The following is a 16,145-nucleotide window of genomic DNA, read 5'->3' as shown; positions in this document are numbered from 1 at the left end:
TGGATTTCACCGCCGTCCGGGGAGGATGGCGTGCCCGGCACGAGTGCGGGCGGTCTCGCAAAGGAACCCGATGCTCCGCTATCTCACATTCGCAGTCGTCGTCGTCATGGCGCTGCTCTCGATCGTCATGGCCTTGCTGCACCAGTCGATGGGCTGGGCGATCGCCGCGGTGCCGTTGCTGGCGCTGTCGGTGCTGGGGACCGTCGATCTGTTCCAGACGCGCGCGACGCTGCGCCGCAGCTATCCGCTGACCGCGCACTTCCGCTACGGGCTCGAAGCGTTCCGTCCCGAGATCCGCCAGTACTTCATCGAGGATGACCAGGACGAGGTCCCGTTCTCGCGGCAGCAGCGTGCGCTGGTCTACCAGCGTGCGAAGAACGTCAGCGATGTGGTGCCGTTCGGCAGCGAGCTGCCGATGTACGGCACGCAATACGAGTGGATCAACCATTCGCTGGTGCCTGCGCATGCCGCGTCGCACGACTTCCGTGTCCCGATCGGCGACGAGCGGGCGCAGCCGTACACCGCCAGCGTGTTCAACATTTCGGCAATGAGTTTCGGTTCACTGTCGGCCAACGCGGTGCGCGCGCTGAACCTCGGCGCGAAGCGCGGCAATTTCTTCCATGACACCGGTGAGGGCGCGATCTCGGATTACCACCGCGAGCATGGTGGCGATCTGGTCTGGGAGATCGGCTCTGGCTACTTCGGCTGCCGGGATGCCAAGGGGCGCTTTGACGAAGACCTGTTCGCGCGGCATGCGGCCGAGCCGCAGGTGCGCATGGTCGAACTGAAGCTCTCGCAGGGTGCCAAGCCCGGCCATGGCGGCATGCTGCCCGGTGCCAAGGTCACCCCGGAGATCGCCCGCACGCGCGGCATTCCGGTCGGGCAGGATTGCGAGTCACCCGCCGCGCACACGACGTTCTCCACGCCGCTCGGCCTGCTGGAATTCGTCGACCGCATGCGTACGCTGTCGGGCGGAAAGCCGGCGGGCTTCAAGCTGGCGATCGGACATCCCTGGGAATGGTTCGGCATTGCGCGCGCCATGCTCGACAGCGGCATCCTGCCCGACTTTATCGTCGTCGACGGCGCGGAAGGCGGCACGGGCGCAGCGCCGTCGGAGTTCATCAACCACGTCGGCCTGCCGCTGCAGGAAGCGTTGATGCTGGTGCACAACACGCTGGTGGGCATCGGTCTGCGCGACCGCATCCGCGTGGGTGCCGCCGGCAAGATCACCAGTGGTTTCGACATCGCGCGCACGCTGGCGATGGGCGCGGACTGGTGCAATGCAGGCCGCGGCTTCATGTTCTCGTTGGGCTGCATCCAGTCACGCACGTGCCACACCGATCATTGCCCGACCGGCGTCGCCACGCAGGATCCGGCGCGCTGGCGCCTGCTCGACGTGCCGGACAAGGCCAACCGCGTGTTCCACTTCCACCAGAACACGCTCAAGGCGCTGCGCGACATGATCGGCGCGGCGGGGCTGGAACATCCGATGCAGATCGGACCCGAACACATCCTGCGCCGCGTCTCGCCGACGGAGGTGCGTTCGCTCGCGGCGCTGTACCGCTTCCTCGAGCCGGGCGAGCTGCTCACCGGCGTGCCCGAGCACGCGGTGTTCAAGACCTTCTGGCCGAGCGCGCGCGCCGACAGCTTTGCGCCGCCTGCACGCGCATCGGCGATGCACGTCGCCAAGCAGACCCACTGACGCGTCGGCGGCGCGTGCGGCTCAGTCGAGCAGCGCGAGCAGGCGCTCAGTCGGACGACCGATGACCGCGCGTTCCCCGCGGATCAGGATCGGGCGTTCGATCAGCGCCGGGTGCGCGGCCATGGCGGCCACGATTGCGTCGTCATCGGTGGCCGCATCATCGAGGCCGAGCGTGCGGTAAGCGTCTTCGCCGGTGCGCAGCAGGGCGCGCGGCGCGATGTCGAGCCGACCCAGCAGCGTGCGCAGTGCATCGGCATCCAGCGGCGTGTCGAGATAGCGCACGACATCAGGCTCGATGCCGCGTGTCTGCAGCAGATCGAGCGCGGCGCGCGACTTCGAGCAGCGCGGGTTGTGCAGCAGGGTCCAGGTGTCGGTCATGTCGGTGGAAGATTCGGAAGGGACGACGCGCTGCCGTGGCGGGCGACGACGGCCGTCGCGGTGACGTCAGCGGTGGTATTGGCGACGGTGGCGAAGGCGTCGGGCAGGGTGTCGACGGCGAGCAGCACACCCAGTGGCTCGACCGGCAGGCCCATCGCCTGCGTCACCGGCAGGTTGTTGGTCATGAAGCTCACCTGGCCCGGCAGGCCGACCGAGCCCATGCTGATGACGATGCTCAGGCCGACCGCGACCGCCAGCTGCGCTGGCCCCAGGGCGGCGCCGTACATCCAGGCGATGAACACCACGACGCTCAGATACTGCGTGGGGCTGGCGATGCGGAACAGCGACACCGCCATCGGCAGCACCAGCGAGGTCACCGCCAGCGGATAGCCGAGGCGGTTGCGCGCGCTGTCGACCATCACCGGCAACGACGCGAGCGAGGACTGCGTGCTTGCGGCGATCGCCTGCACCGGCAGCAGCGCGGCCGCGAAGCGCGGCAGGCGCTCGCCGGCGACCGTCACGGCGACCACGTACATCAGCATGGTGATCGCCACATACAGCACGCACTGCAGCGCGATGTAGTACCCCAGCGCGGTCAGCACGCCGAGGCCGACATGCGCGCAGACCGCCAACACCAGCGCGAACACGCCGACCGGCGCGGCCCACAGCACCCAGCGCACGACGACGATCATCGCGTCACCGATCGTGCGCACCAGGTCGAGCATCCGCATCCGGCGTTCGGGTTCGAGCCGGGTCAGCGCGAAGCCGAAGAACATCGAGAACACGACCAGCGGCAGCATCGCGCTGGCGGCAGCCGCGGCGATCGCATTGCTCGGAATCACGCTGGTGATCCACAGGCCGAAGCTCGGCGCCTGCGGCAGGACCTCGGGCGCCTGGATCGCGGCGCGGAACGCGGCGACCAGCGCGTCATCGCGCGGTACCAGCGACAGCAGCGCCGGTGCGGCGATCGCGGCGAAGGTGCCGCAGACCGCCAGCAGCACCGCGAACGTCGCCATCGCCATGCGTGCATTGCGACCTGATGCGGCCGCATCGGCCGCGCCGTTGATGCCGACCACGACCAGTGCCGCGACCAGCGGCACGACGGTCATCTGCAGCGCGTTGAGCCAGAGCTTGCCGATCGGTTGCGCGAACTCGGCGACGCGCAGGGCGGTATCGGCATTCCAGGCCGCGAGCGAGAGACCGACCACCGCGCCGGCCAGCAACGCCAGCAGCACGCGGACCGAGGCGGGAAGGGTGCGACGTGCGGGAACAGCTTCGGTCATGGCGCGCGGCCGGTTCGACGGACCGCAGCAGCATGCCATGCGGCGCGATGGCCGCGCGGTCGCCGGTGCATCAGGCGACCGCGCCCAGATCGAGCGCGAGCGTGTCGCGGTGGCCGTCGACGAAACCCGCGCGCAGGTACAGCGCTTTCGCGCGCGGATTGTGGTGATGCACTTCCAGACGCAGCACGGGGACGCCCCAGACGCGCGCCTGCGTGCTGGCGATCTCGAGCGCCTGCGCGCCGAGTCCACGACCGCGCGCGGCCGGCGCGATGTAGAGCTCGTCGAGCAGGGCGTGGTGACCGCCCTGTTCGAGGCTGAAGCCGCGGGTCAGGGCGAGGTATCCGTCAGTCCCGTCGGCACCGAGCAGCAGAAACGCGCCGCAGCCGGGGTCGGACAGCAGCGCCGACACCGCGCGCGGCGTGGCGACATCCTCGAAGTGCAGGCGGTCCTCGATGTAGAAGGCCCGCATCATGTCGAGTACTGCGGGCAGGTCGTCCAGCGTGGCGATGCGGGAAACCAGTTCTGTCGTCGCGCTCATGGTGCGAGTGCCGGCAGCTGCCAGGCGGCTTGCAGGCGCGCGTACTCCGCTTCGGGCAGCAGCACGAACCGCGGCGTGCGCGCCGGGTCCAGCCAGCCCAGCAGCGTCTCCATGGCCGCATCGCCCATCGCCGTGCAGCCGGCCGTGGTCTCGTCAGGCCGGCGCAGCAGGTGCGCGAAGATGCAGCTGCCGCGACCGGCTTCGCCCTGCGCGTTGTGTGCGATGACGAAGCCCTGGCGGTAGCGCACGTCGCCGTCGTTGTGCAGATCGAGGCGCATGCGCTCGCTCGAGCCTTCCACCGCGGCCGCGCCGACATCCTTCTCGTCGACGATGCGGTTGTAGAGCGGCGAGGCCGGCACGTCGATGCAGGAGTGCGAGGCCTGCATCGGCAGGTAGGGCAGAGCGCCGATACCGGTGGGGGCGTAGCCGAAGGCCTCGCCGATCGCGAACACGCCGGCCGGTGCGCGGCCGTCCCCTTCGTGCTTCTGTGGCTTGCCCGTCTGCGCCGGATGCACGCCCAGTCCCCAGGCACTGCCGCTGCGGCCGAGCATCACCGGCTCCACCGTACCGACGCTGCGCCAGCCCCCATCGTCATCGCGCTCGAACCGCTGCATGCGGGCCTGTGTCGCGTCCCAGTCCGCGGGTGTCACCACGACGAGCTGGTGGGCGCCTGCGAGTGGCGCCGGCCCGGGTCTAGAGGCACCGCTGCAGGCGGCGAGCATCAGGCAGGTCATCAGCAGAGGCGCCAGGCAGGCGCGGACTCGTGGGCGTGGCATGGGACAGGTCTCGTGGTTCATGGATCGAGCAGGCGCCGCATCCGCGCCTGGTGGTCGACGAGCGATGCGTGCCGGCCCGGCAGTGCGCACAGGTGGACCACGACGACGTCGAGCAACTGCTGCAGCGTGGCCTGGTACAGCAGCATCGCGACGTGCGGCTGCGCGTCGTGCGCCGAGACCAGCAGCGGATGGTCGGCGCGTGCGCGCAGGGGATTGCTGGAGTGGCGCGTCGCCGACAGCACGCGTGCATTGCGTTCATGCGCAAGCCTGGCGAGCTGCAGCAACGCCGGTTGCTGGCCCTGCTCGGAGAACAGCGCCAGTACATCGCCTTCGCCGAGCGTGGCCACCTGCGCGGCGGCCAGTGCGGGGTCGGGGTGGTAGGCCGCGGCGACGCCGAGCAGGGACAGCCGCAGTGCGAATGCGCGTGCGGCCAGATTGTCTTCACCCGAGCCGACCACCACCACGCGGCCTGCCGCGTGCAGCAGGACCGCGATCGTCCGCAAGGCGGCATCGGGGTTGATCGAGCGTGTCGCCGCGTCAGCCTGGGTCTTGGCCTGCCAGAGCGCGTCCGCAATCGTTGGCGCCTGCGCCGGCGCCTCCAGGGCGACCGCGTCGGGTTCGCGTGCACGGGCCACGGATTCGCCGATCGAGAATTTGAGATCCGGATATCCGCGGAAGCCGAGCTTCTGGCTGAACTTCACCACGCTCGACTGGCTGATGCCGAGCGCGCCGGCGAGCTGCTGCGACGAGTAATCGCGCAGCAGGTGCGCGTTCTCGAGCACGAAATCACCGATCCTGCGCTCGATCGCGGACAGGCGATCGCGCTCGGCCCGGATCTTCAGCAGGGGTGACGCAGCATCCACTCAGATGGCGATCGGCTGCAGATCGCGCACACCCAGAATGCCGAGGCCGGGCGCATCGCCGATCGAGATCTCGGCCTCGTCGAACGACACGCCGCCCTCCACAGGGTTCCATGCACACAGCGACGGGCCATCGAGGTCGATCTTGGTGATGATGTCGGCCTTGGCCACCGCAAGATGCGCTGCGGCCGCCACGCTGATGCTGCTCTCGATCATGCAGCCGATCATGCAGTCCACGCCGTGCAGGCCGGCGATGTCGGCGAGCTTGATCGCGTTCGACAGGCCGCCGGTCTTCATCAGCTTGATGTTGACGATGTCGGCGGCGCGCATGCGGATCAGCTCGATCAGCTCGACCGGACCGAACACGCTTTCATCGGCCATCACCGGCACGTGTACCCGGTCGGTCACATACTTCAGCCCGGCCAGGTCGTGGGCCTTGACCGGCTGCTCGAGCAGTTCGGGCGCGATGCCGGCGTCCTCGAGCTGACGCATCGCGTACACCGCCTGCTTCGCCGTCCAGCCCTGATTCGCGTCGAGCCGCAGCAGTGCGCGGCCGTCGACGGCCGCGTGGATCGCCCGGATGCGCTCCAGGTCGACGCCCATGTCCTTGCCGATCTTGATCTTCAGCGAGCCGTAGCCGCGCTCCACTGCCGAGATCGCATCGGCGACCATCTTGTCGATGTAGTCGACGCTGATCGTGATGTCGGTACTGATGACCGGGTCGCCACCGCCGAGGATGCGATACAGCGGTGCGCCGTGCAGTTGCGCGAACAGGTCGTAGAGCGCGATCTCGACCGCGGCCTTCGCGCTGGTGTTGCGTTCCAGAGCGGTCTGCACCAGACGGGTCAGCGCGTTGAGGTCGGCGATCTCGCGTCCGATCAACCGTGGCGCGATGACCGTGGAGATGGCCGAGACGATGGCCCCGTGCGTGTCGCCGGTGATGACGGCTGTGGGGGCGGCTTCGCCGTAACCGGTGTGGCCACTGTCGGTGTGGATGGAGACCACGATGTCTTCGACGTTCTCCACGGTGCGCAGCGCGGTCTTGAACGGCGTCTTCAGAGGCACGCGCAGCATGCCCAGCCGGATATCGGTGATCTTCATCGGGGTGTCCGGTCGGGCGCGCGCATCAGCGCACGCGCTGGATGCTGGTGATGCGGTCGATGGTGGTGCCGTCTTCGCCCGACAGCATCGGCGTGACCGGCGTGACCACGACGCCATTGAGCGGAATGCGCGCGATGGTGCCGTCGGCGTCGCGCACGCTCATGCCGGCGGTGTCGTGGATGACCCAGGGCTCGCCGTCGACGTGGCCGATGACCATCATCACGTGCCCGGGAATGAACACCATGTCGCCGACGTCGGCGTCACGCAGCAGTTGCAGCCGCTGCGCATACGGCATGTCGGCCGGCACCTCGATGCGGTTCAACGCGGCACTCGTCGCCTGGGCGCTGGTATTGCGCGGCAGCAGGATGCCGAAGCTGCGGTAGATCTCCGACACGAAACCGCTGCAGTCGCGCGCGTTGTAGGTATGCCCCCAGCCGTAGCGTTCGCCGAGGAATTTGAAGGCCTGGCGGATCAGTGCGGCACGCGTGTAGGGCAGCACGTCGTCGGCGACATCGGCGGACGCCGGCAGCAGCGCCGGCGCGAACGACAGCGCGCCATCGTCGCCGCGTACCGGCAGTTCGACGATGTGACCGAACGCCGGTACCTGGCCGTGCAGGACGCGGGTGGCGTCCCAGTCGGCGCGCGGGACACGCACGCCCATTTCCAACTGGACGTCCGAGACCCCGGGCGCTTCGGGGGTGAACACCGTACGCGCGGTGGCACCCGTGACGACGACACCGTCGGCCGCGCGTGCTGCATAGCTGGCGACGGCGTCGCGCGTGCCGATCGCGATGTGTGCCGCTTGCACCCAGGCGCGATAGCGTTCGCTGACCACGAACAGCCAGTGGCCGTCGCGGCTGGCATGCAGCACCGCGACCGGCGCGCCGGGGAACAGCGCGTCTTCCTGGAAGCGGTCGATATCGGTGTCGCCGGGACGACTGAAGACGCGTGTTGCGGTCGGAAACGCACGCAGGTCGGCGCGACGCGTGACGAGACCGAAACGCGGCGTCACCTGCGCGGGCAGGACGTCGAGCGCGAGTGCCTGCATCCAGGCATCGAGCGTCGCGGCATCGACCGGGCCGTCGACGGTGAAGCGTGGCGCCGTGGGGCGCTTCGAGAGGGATTCGATCCAACCGGCGACAGTGCGCCGGTCGAGGCGATCGGGCAGGGCGAGTGGATCGTGGATCGACGCATCGTCGCGCCGCATCGTCGCGTTCTGCGCATCGATCGCAGTGCCGTCGAGGACCACGGCCTCCGGCGCCTCGAGTCGCGCGATCCAGAAGTCCGGGCTCTGCATCGGCGCAGCGAGGCCGGGAATCGCAGGCGCGGGCGATGCGGCGTGCGTCGCGCCGGGCGCGGGCAGCAACGCGGCCAGGGTCAGCAGCGTGGCCAGCGTGCAGCGGACGGCGAGCGGGGACAGTCGGATCGAGGGCATCGCGGCTCCTGCGGTCGGTGCGCGGGACGGCGCACCGGTCTGCGGTCGAGGGTTCGAGAATATTTGTTTTCTGCCTCAGGACAAGCTGGAATAAATAATTGACACCGATTCATCACGGGTGGTAATCACGTGGTCATGCCCGTCCGGTAAGGGGGCCCTCCGGGGCGGCCGGGTTGCTTTCGATGTCGGCCGCACCGGTGTGACCTGCCGGCTGCGTGCGCCGTGTCGCCACGCCAACTGGGGAGTCTGTTCCGCATGTCCTGTCAGCCCGCTTCGCACCCGCCTGTCCTCCGCCGCCTGAGCGCCGCGCTGCTGCTGGCACTGGCCGCGCCTGCGATCGTCCATGCGCAGACCTCGACCACCGACGAACGCGTCAGCACGCTCGACCAGGTGCAGGTCACCGGCTCGCGCATCGCGCGTACCGAAATCGAGGGCCCGGCGCCGGTCACCGTGATCACTGCCGAGGACATCCAGAAGCAGGGCTTCAGCACCGTCTGGGAATCGCTGGGCACGCTGACCCAGTTCACCGGCAACACGCTCAACGAGTCCGACCAGACCGGTAATTCGCCGAACGGGCAGTTCATGAATCTGCGCGGGCTGGGGCCGGGTTACCAGCTGATCCTGCTCAACGGCCAGCGTCTGGCCGACTATCCGCAGCCCTACGGCTCCAACGGCACCGCGGTGAGCCTGGGCAGCATTCCGGCGGCAGCGATCGAGCGCATCGAAGTGATGAGCGGCGGCGCCTCGGCGATCTACGGATCGGACGCGGTCGCCGGCGTGGTCAACATCATCACCAAGGAGAATTTCAGCGGTGACACGATCCGTCTGCGCGGTGGCACGGCCACGCAGGGCGGTGGCGACACCGGCCTGTTCCAGTGGACCGGCGGGCGCACCGGTGATCGCTGGAGCCTGACCTACGCGTTCGAGCGGCTGGACCGCGAAGAGATCGTCGCCTCGCAGCGCGATCTCACCTATCTGGCGCATCCGCAGTACCGCACCAATCCCGAACGGCCGACCGCATCGATCAGCGGCGTCTACTTCCGCGCCGGCCAGAACTATCTGTGGCGCAACGATGCCGGCGCGCTGTCGCCGTCCTACCAGGCGCTGCTGGACGCCTGCGACGCGACCAATCCGGATTTCGTGCCCTTCCATTCGGCCACGACCGTCGCGGTGCCCAATCGCTGCGGTGCGCTCGGTTACTACGACGCGCGTTCGATCCAGAACGCCTACGGCAAGACCTCGGCCTATGTGTCGGGCAGCTTCGATTTCAGCGATACGGTCACCGGGTACGCACAGTTGCTGGGCAGCGATTCCAACGACAAGAGTTCCAGCCAGACGCACTACTACATCGGCGAAGGCCCGTTCACCGTGCGCGATCCCGTACGTGGTCTCGTCACTGCGCAGCGCATCTTCCTGCCCGGTGAAGTGGGCGGCACCAAGTACATCGAGTACGACGAACGTGCGTGGTCGATCAACGCCGGCCTGCGCGGCACGCTGGCCGACGGCCGCTTCGACTGGGACGTGAGCCTGACCTCGTCGCGCTTCGAGATCACCACCACGCGTCCGCGCTTCCTCACCCGCGCCGTGCGCGATTACTACATGGGTCCGGTGCTGGGCATCGCGCCGGACGGCAACGAGATCCGCGAGTTCTACACCGACCGTCTGTTCGCGCCCGGCTCCGCCGCGCTGTACGACCAGCTCACCACCACGGTGGTCAGCGACGGCGTGTCGAAGTCCGACCAGGCGCAATTCGTCTTCAGTGGTCCGCTGTTCGATCTCCCGGCCGGGCCGCTGCAGATGGCGGCGGTGCTCGAAGCCGCGAAGCAGGAGTACTCGCTGACACCCGATCCCCGCACGACCGTCGATTACACCGGCCCGGACCGCGTCTACAACCTGACCAGCACGCCTGGCGGCGGCCCGCGCGACCGGTTCGCACTGGGCCTCGAATTCCGCGTGCCGGTGTTCGAACGTCTCGAAGCCACGCTCGCCGGCCGTTACGACAAGTACGACGACATCACGTCCGTCGATGACGCGGTGACCTGGCAGGCAGGCCTGGAATGGCGTCCGTTTCGCAACCTGCTGCTGCGTGGCGCGCATGCCACCAGCTTCCGTGCGCCGGATCTGCTGTGGATCTATGCCGGCACCACAGGTTCCAACCCGATCGTCGACGACGAGTACCTGTGCCGGCTCAACGGCATCGCCCCCGAGACGCCCGCCTGCACCGCGGCGTTCAATTACCAGACCTACATGACGCAGTCGTCGAACCCGCTGCTCGAAGAAGAGAAGGGCAAATCGACGACGCTGGGTGTGGTCTGGGACGTGCTGCCGAACCTGTCGGCGAGCGTCGACTGGTACCGCATCGAGCTCGAAGGCCGGGTGCAGACGCTGTCGAACAGCTACTACCTCGAGCAGGAAGCGAATTGCCGGCTCGGACAGGATCGCAATGGCGCTGCGGTCGACACGAATTCGCAGGCCTGCCAGTTCTACGCCGGCGCCGTGCAGCGCGTGGTGTCCGACCTCAATCCAGAAGGTCGCATCACCCGCTTCGCGACGTACCCGATCAATGCCTCGCTGATGCGCACCGAAGGCCTCGACGCCTCGCTGCGCTACGGTCTCGAATTCGGCCGCTGGGGCGATCTGAACCTGCAGGCCGGCTACACCCACGTGCTCGAATTCGAAGTCGCGCAGTTCGGCGACGAAGCGCCGCGCGACGTGCGCAGCACCGTCGAGTACAACAGCCAGCGCAGCCGCGCGAACTGGCGCGCCAGCTGGTCGAACGATGCGTGGAACACCAGCCTCTACGGCTACCGCTACGGCAGCCGGCCGAACTACAACGGCAACGTGTTGCCGGGCCGCACGTCGGGCTACGTGATCTGGAACGCCGACGTCTCGCGTCGCATCACCGACGACGTGACGCTGGGCATCAGCGTGCTCAACCTGCTCGATGAAATGCCGCCGCGCGACGACTCGCATACCGCGTGGCCGTACTTCGCCAGCAGCTACAGCGCGATCGGGCGCCAGGTGTTCGCCAACATCACGTTCGATTTCTGACAGTCGTGCCGACGCGCATCGCGCGCTGGATGTTGATCGGCTGCCTCGCCGTCACGGGGCAGGCGGGCGCGCGCGATGTGCAGGGAGATCCTGCACGGCTCGCGTCGCTGGTCGACGATGCGGTCGCACGCTATGCGCTGCCCGGGATCGCGGTGGGCGTCGTCGTCGATGGCGAGGTGGTGCTGCGCCACACGCGCGGTGAACTGCGCGCAGGGCAGGGCGAGCCGGTCGATGCGGCCACGCTGTTCAAGATCGCCTCCAACAGCAAGGCCATGACCGCGGCGGTGCTGGCCCGCCAGGTCGATGCCGGTCTGCTGCGCTGGGACGATCCGGTGGTGCGACACCTGCCCGATTTCCGCATGGCCGACGACTGGGTCACGCGCGAAATCCAGTTGCGCGATCTGTTGATCCACAACAGCGGGCTCGGCCCGGGCGCCGGCGATCTGATGCTCTGGCCGTCGCCGAACCGCTTCACCCGCGCGGAGGTCATCCACGGCCTGCGTCATCTGCAGCCGCGCTGGAGCTTCCGCTCGCGCTACGCCTACGACAACACGCTTTACATCGTCGCCGGCGAAGTGGCGGCCGCCGTGACCGGCGTGCCGTTCGATGTGCTGGTGCGGCGCGAAGTCTTCGAACCGCTCGGCATGACGCGCTGCCAGGCCGGCAGCTGGTCGCGCGACGCCGTCGGCAATGTCGCCCAGCCGCATGCGCGCATCGACGGACGCAATGTCGTGGTGCGCGCCGATGACGCGACGATTCCCGACGAGCCGATGATGGCCGCTGGCGGACTGCGCTGCAGCCTCGACGACATGCTGCGCTGGGCGCAGGTCTGGCTCGATACCGGGAACGCGCACGCCGAACGCCCGTGGCTGTCGCAGGCGCAACGCGATGCCGCGTGGACGGCGCACATGCCGATGCCGCTGGGTGCGCGCATGCGTGCGTGGGATCGCAGCCATTTCTCGGCCTATGGCTACGGCTGGCGGCTGACCGATGTCGACGGCACGTCGAAGGTCTCGCACACCGGCACGCTCAAGGGCATGTACTCCGCGCTGACGCTGTTGCCCGAGCGCGGTGTCGGCATCGTCGTGCTGATCAACGGCGATGCGGACGAAGCGCGCACGGTGTTGATGCAGGCGCTGGTCAAACAGTTCACCGGCGCAGCTGGCGCGCACGGTGTCGCGTATTACGCCGATCTGCTCGCAAGGGAGCGTGCGGCCAGCGGCACGTCAGCGGTCGACACGCGAATGGCGGCGCGCACGCCGACCGCGCGACAGATCGCGAACGTCGCCGGGCGCTGGCGCGATCCGTGGTTCGGCAGCATCGACGTGTGTCCGCACGGAGATGGCCTGCGCTTCGTGTCCGAGCGCTCGCCGAGACTACAGGGCGACGTGGTCGTCGTCGACGATCGCCTGCAGGTGCGTTGGCGGGACGCCGATGTGGACGTCGACGCGTGGCTCGTCACATCGCCGGCGCAAGGCAGGGCGACCGCGCTGCACATGGCGAAGGTCGATCCGGACGCGGACTTCAGCTACGACTTCGAGGATCTCGCGTTCGTACGCGAAGGCGATTGCCGGTAGCGCCGGGCTCTCGGGAATCGACGTCGACACAAACGAAAAACCCCTGCATTTCTGCAGGGGTTTTCGCTTGCAAATGGCGGAGCGGACGGGACTCGAACCCGCGACCTCCGGCGTGACAGGCCAGCATTCTAACCAACTGAACTACCGCTCCAAGGCGCGAGATTCTACATGAAACTTCGGGCTTGGGAAGAGGCTGCGCGCACTTTTTTTCGCGGTGTCCGAGGTGGCTTCGACTCGGCTCGCAATGCGGGTCGGCATCGCCTGCAGCATGTGGCACGTCGTCGCACGCGACGTCTTCTATCGCGCGAGATGCGATGCGTTCGGACGCGCGGTTCAAGCGATCGGCAAGCGCGAGGCGCTTCGAAGAGGAATGACGCGATCATCGTGGCTGCTGGTCGCGCGCCGCTCGATGTCGATGCCCGCCCGGGACTGCGCGTTCGCGTGCAGCACCAATGCGAAGACCGTCGCGAGCGTGTTTTCGAGAGGGCGCAAAAAGGAGCACCGAATTTGCGAGCGGGCCCCCCATGTCGATGCGTGCATCTGAAACCCCGCCATCGACCACGCAGCGCCCGCTTCGCAATGCACGCCTCGAAAAAAAGACGCGCACAAAAAACCCCGCATCTCTGCAGGGTTCTTTGCTTGTAGATTGGCGGAGCGGACGGGACTCGAACCCGCGACCTCCGGCGTGACAGGCCAGCATTCTAACCAACTGAACTACCGCTCCGCGCTTTGAAACTCTTGGTGGGTGCTGAGGGTTTCGAACCCCCGACCCTCTCCGTGTAAAGGAGACGCTCTACCGCTGAGCTAAGCACCCATGCGGAACAATCGAGCCGCTTACTTTACTGCATCCTTCAGCGCCTTGCCAGCCTTGAACGCAGGCACGGTCGAAGCGGCGATCTGGATCGGCTCCTTGGTCTGCGGGTTCAGGCCGGTGCGCGCAGCGCGCGGACGGGCAACGAACGAACCGAAGCCGACGAAGTTGGCCGCGTCGCCGTTCTTCAGCGCCTCGGTGATCGTGTCGAGCAGGCCGTCGACGGCACGGCCAGCGTCGGCGCGCGACAGGCCGGACTTCTCGGCAACCGAAGCGATGATGTCGGACTTGGTGAGGTTTGCCATCAGTGAATTCCTCTTCTTCTTGAGATAGCGACGTGTCGTACGTCTGGAGCATCCGGCCGGCCGCGCTATGCGCTGCGGGGGCCGGACGGGGGTTCCGGTCAGGCGCGCATGGTACGCGATGACGCTGGCGATTACGACCGCAGACCGGCCTGCGACTGAACCGGCGCAATCGCGGTCCCGGCGGGCCGCCTGCCGCCGCACCGGCCTGCGGAGGCGAGGGCTTGCAGGTACACTGGGCGGCTCGCCATGACGTGTCCGGACCCATGCTGCAAGCGCTTCGAGATAAGACCAGTGGTTGGATCGCCATCGCCATCGTGGCGCTGCTTGCGATTCCGTTCGCGTTCTTCGGGATGGAGCAGTATCTGTTCCAGAACAATGCCGACTATGCGGCCAAGGTCGAGGCACCCCCCAAGTGGTGGCAGTCCGCGCCCGACGTCTGGTTGGTGCGCAAGGTGGCGTGGACCTCCACCGAAGTCAGTGCCGAGGAATTCCGGCTGACCTTCGACAGCGTGCGCGAGCAGCGTCGCCAGCAGGAAGGCGAAGCGTTCGATGCGCGCGCGTTCGAGACGATGGAGAGCAAGCGTGAAGTGCTCGAACAGCTGATCGACCGTGCGGTGCTCGGCCTGGCCGCAGACCGGGCGAAGATCGTCGTGGGTGATGCCCAGGTGCAGGAGATCATCCGTTCGATCCCGGCATTCCAGGTGGAAGGCCGTTTCGATCCGCAGCTCTACCAGATGGCGCTGCAGTCTTCGCAGCCGCCGCGCACGCCGCGCGATTTTCAGGAAAGCATCCGGATCGATCTGCAGCGTGCACTGGTGCCGCAGGCGATCGCCGAAACCGCATTCGTCACCGATGGCGAGGCCGAGCGCCTGATGCGCCTGCTCGGCGAGCGTCGTGACGTGAGCTTCGTCATGGTGCCGTCGCCGGCAGTCGACGCGTCGGCGGTTGCCGATGCCGACCAGCAGGCCTGGTACGACACGCATGTCGCGCGCTATCGCGAGCCTGAGAAGGTCGCGCTGGAATACATCGACGTGCAGGCTGCCGCCGGCGATGAAGGCGCGACGGTCGACGAGGCCGAGGCGCGTGCGCATTTCGAACAGGTGAAGTCGCGCTTTGCGACGGCCGAGCGCCGCCAGGCATCGCACATCCTCATCGAGGTGCCGGCCGGCGCGGACGAAGCGACGCAGCAGGCGGCGCAGAAGAAGGCCGCCGACATCGCGGCCAGAGCGCAGGCGCCGGGCGCCGACTTCGCCGCCCTGGCGCGCGAGAACTCCGACGATCCGGGTTCGAAGGACGGCGGTGGTGATCTGGGTTGGGTCGAGACCGGCATGATGACCGGCCCGTTCGAGGACGCCCTGTTCGCGATGCAGGCCGGTTCGGTCAGCGCTCCGGTGCGCACGGACTTCGGCTGGCACGTGCTGCAGTTGCGGGACGTGGACGCCGGTACGCCGGTGGCGTTCGAAGACGTGCGTGAGCAGATGGAGCGGGAAGTCCGCGACGGCGACGGCTCGCGCGCCTACAACGAGCAGGTCGGTCGCGTCGTCGACGAGATCAACCGCAATCCGATGTCGCTGGAACCTGCGGCCGCAGCCGGTGGTGTACAGATCCAGACCATCGCCCCGTTCGCGCGGGGCGCCGGCAGTGGCATCGCCGCCAACAATGCGGTGGTGCAGGCGGCGTTCTCCGATGCACTGACGCAGGACGGTACGGTCAGCGACCCGATCGAGATCGGCCCGAGCCGCACGGTGTTCATCCGTGTCACCAGCCACACGCCCGAGCGCGCGCAGCCGTTGGACCAGGTGCGTGACCGGGTGATCGCCGAGATCCGTGCCGATCGTGCCCGCAAGCAGGCCCAAGAGGCTGCCGATGCGATGGTGGCCGAACTTGCAGCAGGCAAGACGCTGCAGGCACTGGCAGGCGAGCGCTCGCTGCAGGCGCAGGACGTTCCGGGTGTGCCGCGCGGTGCGCCGGTGCCGGATGTGACCGCCAACCAGGCGTACTTCCGTGCCACGCCGCCGACCGGCGACACGCCAACGCCTGGCAGCGTGATGCTGCCCGACGGTACTGCGGTCGTGTTCGCAGTGACCCGTGTCGAGCCCGGCAACCCCGACGAGGCGCCGGAGCAGGAGAAGACGATGCTGCGTCAGCAGCTCGGCAGCCTGCTCGGCAACGAGGACGCCGAGGTCATGCAGCGCAGTCTGCGCCGCCAGATGAAGATCACGGTCAACGAAGCGCGCATGTAAGAACGCTTCGCGGCACACGAAAAAGCCCGGCTCGCGCCGGGCTTTTTTCATGGTGTGTGGATGCGGGCCGGCGACCCGTCGCGCC

General features: G+C 67.9%; 13 protein-coding genes and 3 tRNA genes. 5 read left to right on the top strand and 11 right to left on the bottom strand.

Annotated elements, in window-relative coordinates; all coding sequences use genetic code 11:
• Nucleotides 1–127 precede the first annotated feature (127 nt).
• Nucleotides 128–1,702, top strand: coding sequence for an FMN-binding glutamate synthase family protein (locus AC3A4E_RS12120; protein ID WP_487632069.1), 1,575 nt, complete (start codon nucleotides 128–130; stop codon nucleotides 1,700–1,702).
• A gap of 21 nt (nucleotides 1,703–1,723) precedes the next feature.
• Here AC3A4E_RS12120 and arsC read toward each other — a convergent pair whose 3' ends face one another.
• The 7 genes from arsC to AC3A4E_RS12085 all read right to left on the bottom strand — a co-directional run bounded on the left by arsC (nucleotide 1,724) and on the right by AC3A4E_RS12085 (nucleotide 8,073).
• Complete coding sequence (arsC, locus tag AC3A4E_RS12115) at nucleotides 1,724–2,080, bottom strand: arsenate reductase (glutaredoxin) (RefSeq protein ID WP_487631698.1); 357 nt, start codon at nucleotides 2,078–2,080, stop codon at nucleotides 1,724–1,726.
• The gene (locus AC3A4E_RS12110) at nucleotides 2,077–3,363 is read right to left on the bottom strand and encodes a dicarboxylate/amino acid:cation symporter (protein WP_487631697.1); all 1,287 of its coding nucleotides are present in this window, start codon (nucleotides 3,361–3,363) and stop codon (nucleotides 2,077–2,079) included. The genes arsC and AC3A4E_RS12110 overlap by 4 nt, the downstream gene beginning before the upstream one ends.
• 70 nt (nucleotides 3,364–3,433) lie before the next feature.
• Entirely contained in the window at nucleotides 3,434–3,901 is a 468-nt protein-coding gene (locus AC3A4E_RS12105) for an N-acetyltransferase family protein (protein ID WP_487631696.1), read from the bottom strand.
• The gene (locus AC3A4E_RS12100) at nucleotides 3,898–4,677 is read right to left on the bottom strand and encodes a L,D-transpeptidase family protein (protein WP_487631695.1); all 780 of its coding nucleotides are present in this window, start codon (nucleotides 4,675–4,677) and stop codon (nucleotides 3,898–3,900) included. The genes AC3A4E_RS12105 and AC3A4E_RS12100 overlap by 4 nt, the downstream gene beginning before the upstream one ends.
• Before the next feature lie 17 nt (nucleotides 4,678–4,694).
• Entirely contained in the window at nucleotides 4,695–5,540 is an 846-nt protein-coding gene (locus AC3A4E_RS12095; RefSeq protein ID WP_487631694.1) for a MurR/RpiR family transcriptional regulator, read from the bottom strand.
• Nucleotides 5,541–6,638 (bottom strand): dipeptide epimerase, encoded by a 1,098-nt coding sequence (locus tag AC3A4E_RS12090; RefSeq protein WP_487631693.1) that lies wholly within the window; start codon nucleotides 6,636–6,638, stop codon nucleotides 5,541–5,543.
• Between the two features lie 25 nt (nucleotides 6,639–6,663).
• Nucleotides 6,664–8,073 (bottom strand): C40 family peptidase, encoded by a 1,410-nt coding sequence (locus AC3A4E_RS12085; RefSeq protein WP_487631692.1) that lies wholly within the window; start codon nucleotides 8,071–8,073, stop codon nucleotides 6,664–6,666.
• Nucleotides 8,074–8,328: 255 nt separating this feature from the next.
• Between AC3A4E_RS12085 and AC3A4E_RS12080 the strand changes: the two genes are divergently transcribed.
• Nucleotides 8,329–11,124: a TonB-dependent receptor plug domain-containing protein gene (locus AC3A4E_RS12080; RefSeq protein WP_487631691.1), complete on the top strand. Its 2,796-nt coding sequence runs from the start codon at nucleotides 8,329–8,331 to the stop codon at nucleotides 11,122–11,124.
• A 29-nt stretch (nucleotides 11,125–11,153) separates the two neighbouring features.
• Complete coding sequence (locus AC3A4E_RS12075) at nucleotides 11,154–12,701, top strand: serine hydrolase (RefSeq protein WP_487632068.1); 1,548 nt, start codon at nucleotides 11,154–11,156, stop codon at nucleotides 12,699–12,701.
• Nucleotides 12,702–12,775: 74 nt separating this feature from the next.
• Here the strand turns inward: AC3A4E_RS12075 and AC3A4E_RS12070 are convergent.
• Nucleotides 12,776–12,852 (bottom strand) — tRNA-Asp (locus tag AC3A4E_RS12070).
• A gap of 93 nt (nucleotides 12,853–12,945) precedes the next feature.
• On the opposite strand from AC3A4E_RS12070, the gene AC3A4E_RS12065 reads away from it, so the two are divergent.
• Nucleotides 12,946–13,245 carry a hypothetical protein gene (locus AC3A4E_RS12065; protein ID WP_487631690.1) on the top strand — a complete coding sequence of 100 codons (300 nt, stop codon included), beginning with the start codon at nucleotides 12,946–12,948 and terminating at the stop codon, nucleotides 13,243–13,245.
• Nucleotides 13,246–13,348: 103 nt separating this feature from the next.
• Here the strand turns inward: AC3A4E_RS12065 and AC3A4E_RS12060 are convergent.
• The 3 genes from AC3A4E_RS12060 to AC3A4E_RS12050 form a co-directional block, all read right to left on the bottom strand.
• Nucleotides 13,349–13,425 (bottom strand) — tRNA-Asp (locus tag AC3A4E_RS12060).
• 15 nt (nucleotides 13,426–13,440) lie between these two features.
• Nucleotides 13,441–13,515: transfer RNA gene (locus AC3A4E_RS12055), tRNA-Val, on the bottom strand.
• Nucleotides 13,516–13,535: 20 nt separating this feature from the next.
• Nucleotides 13,536–13,817, bottom strand: coding sequence for an HU family DNA-binding protein (locus AC3A4E_RS12050; RefSeq protein WP_159679230.1), 282 nt, complete (start codon nucleotides 13,815–13,817; stop codon nucleotides 13,536–13,538).
• A 263-nt stretch (nucleotides 13,818–14,080) separates the two neighbouring features.
• On the opposite strand from AC3A4E_RS12050, the gene AC3A4E_RS12045 reads away from it, so the two are divergent.
• Nucleotides 14,081–16,060, top strand: a complete 1,980-nt coding sequence (locus AC3A4E_RS12045) for a peptidyl-prolyl cis-trans isomerase (RefSeq protein WP_487631689.1) — start codon at nucleotides 14,081–14,083, stop codon at nucleotides 16,058–16,060.
• Nucleotides 16,061–16,145 lie beyond the last annotated feature (85 nt).

Source organism: Luteimonas sp. Soil_N_1, from assembly GCF_057656255.1.
The sequence above is the reverse complement of the archived record's forward strand: the minus strand, read 5'-3'. Positions and strand labels throughout refer to the sequence as shown.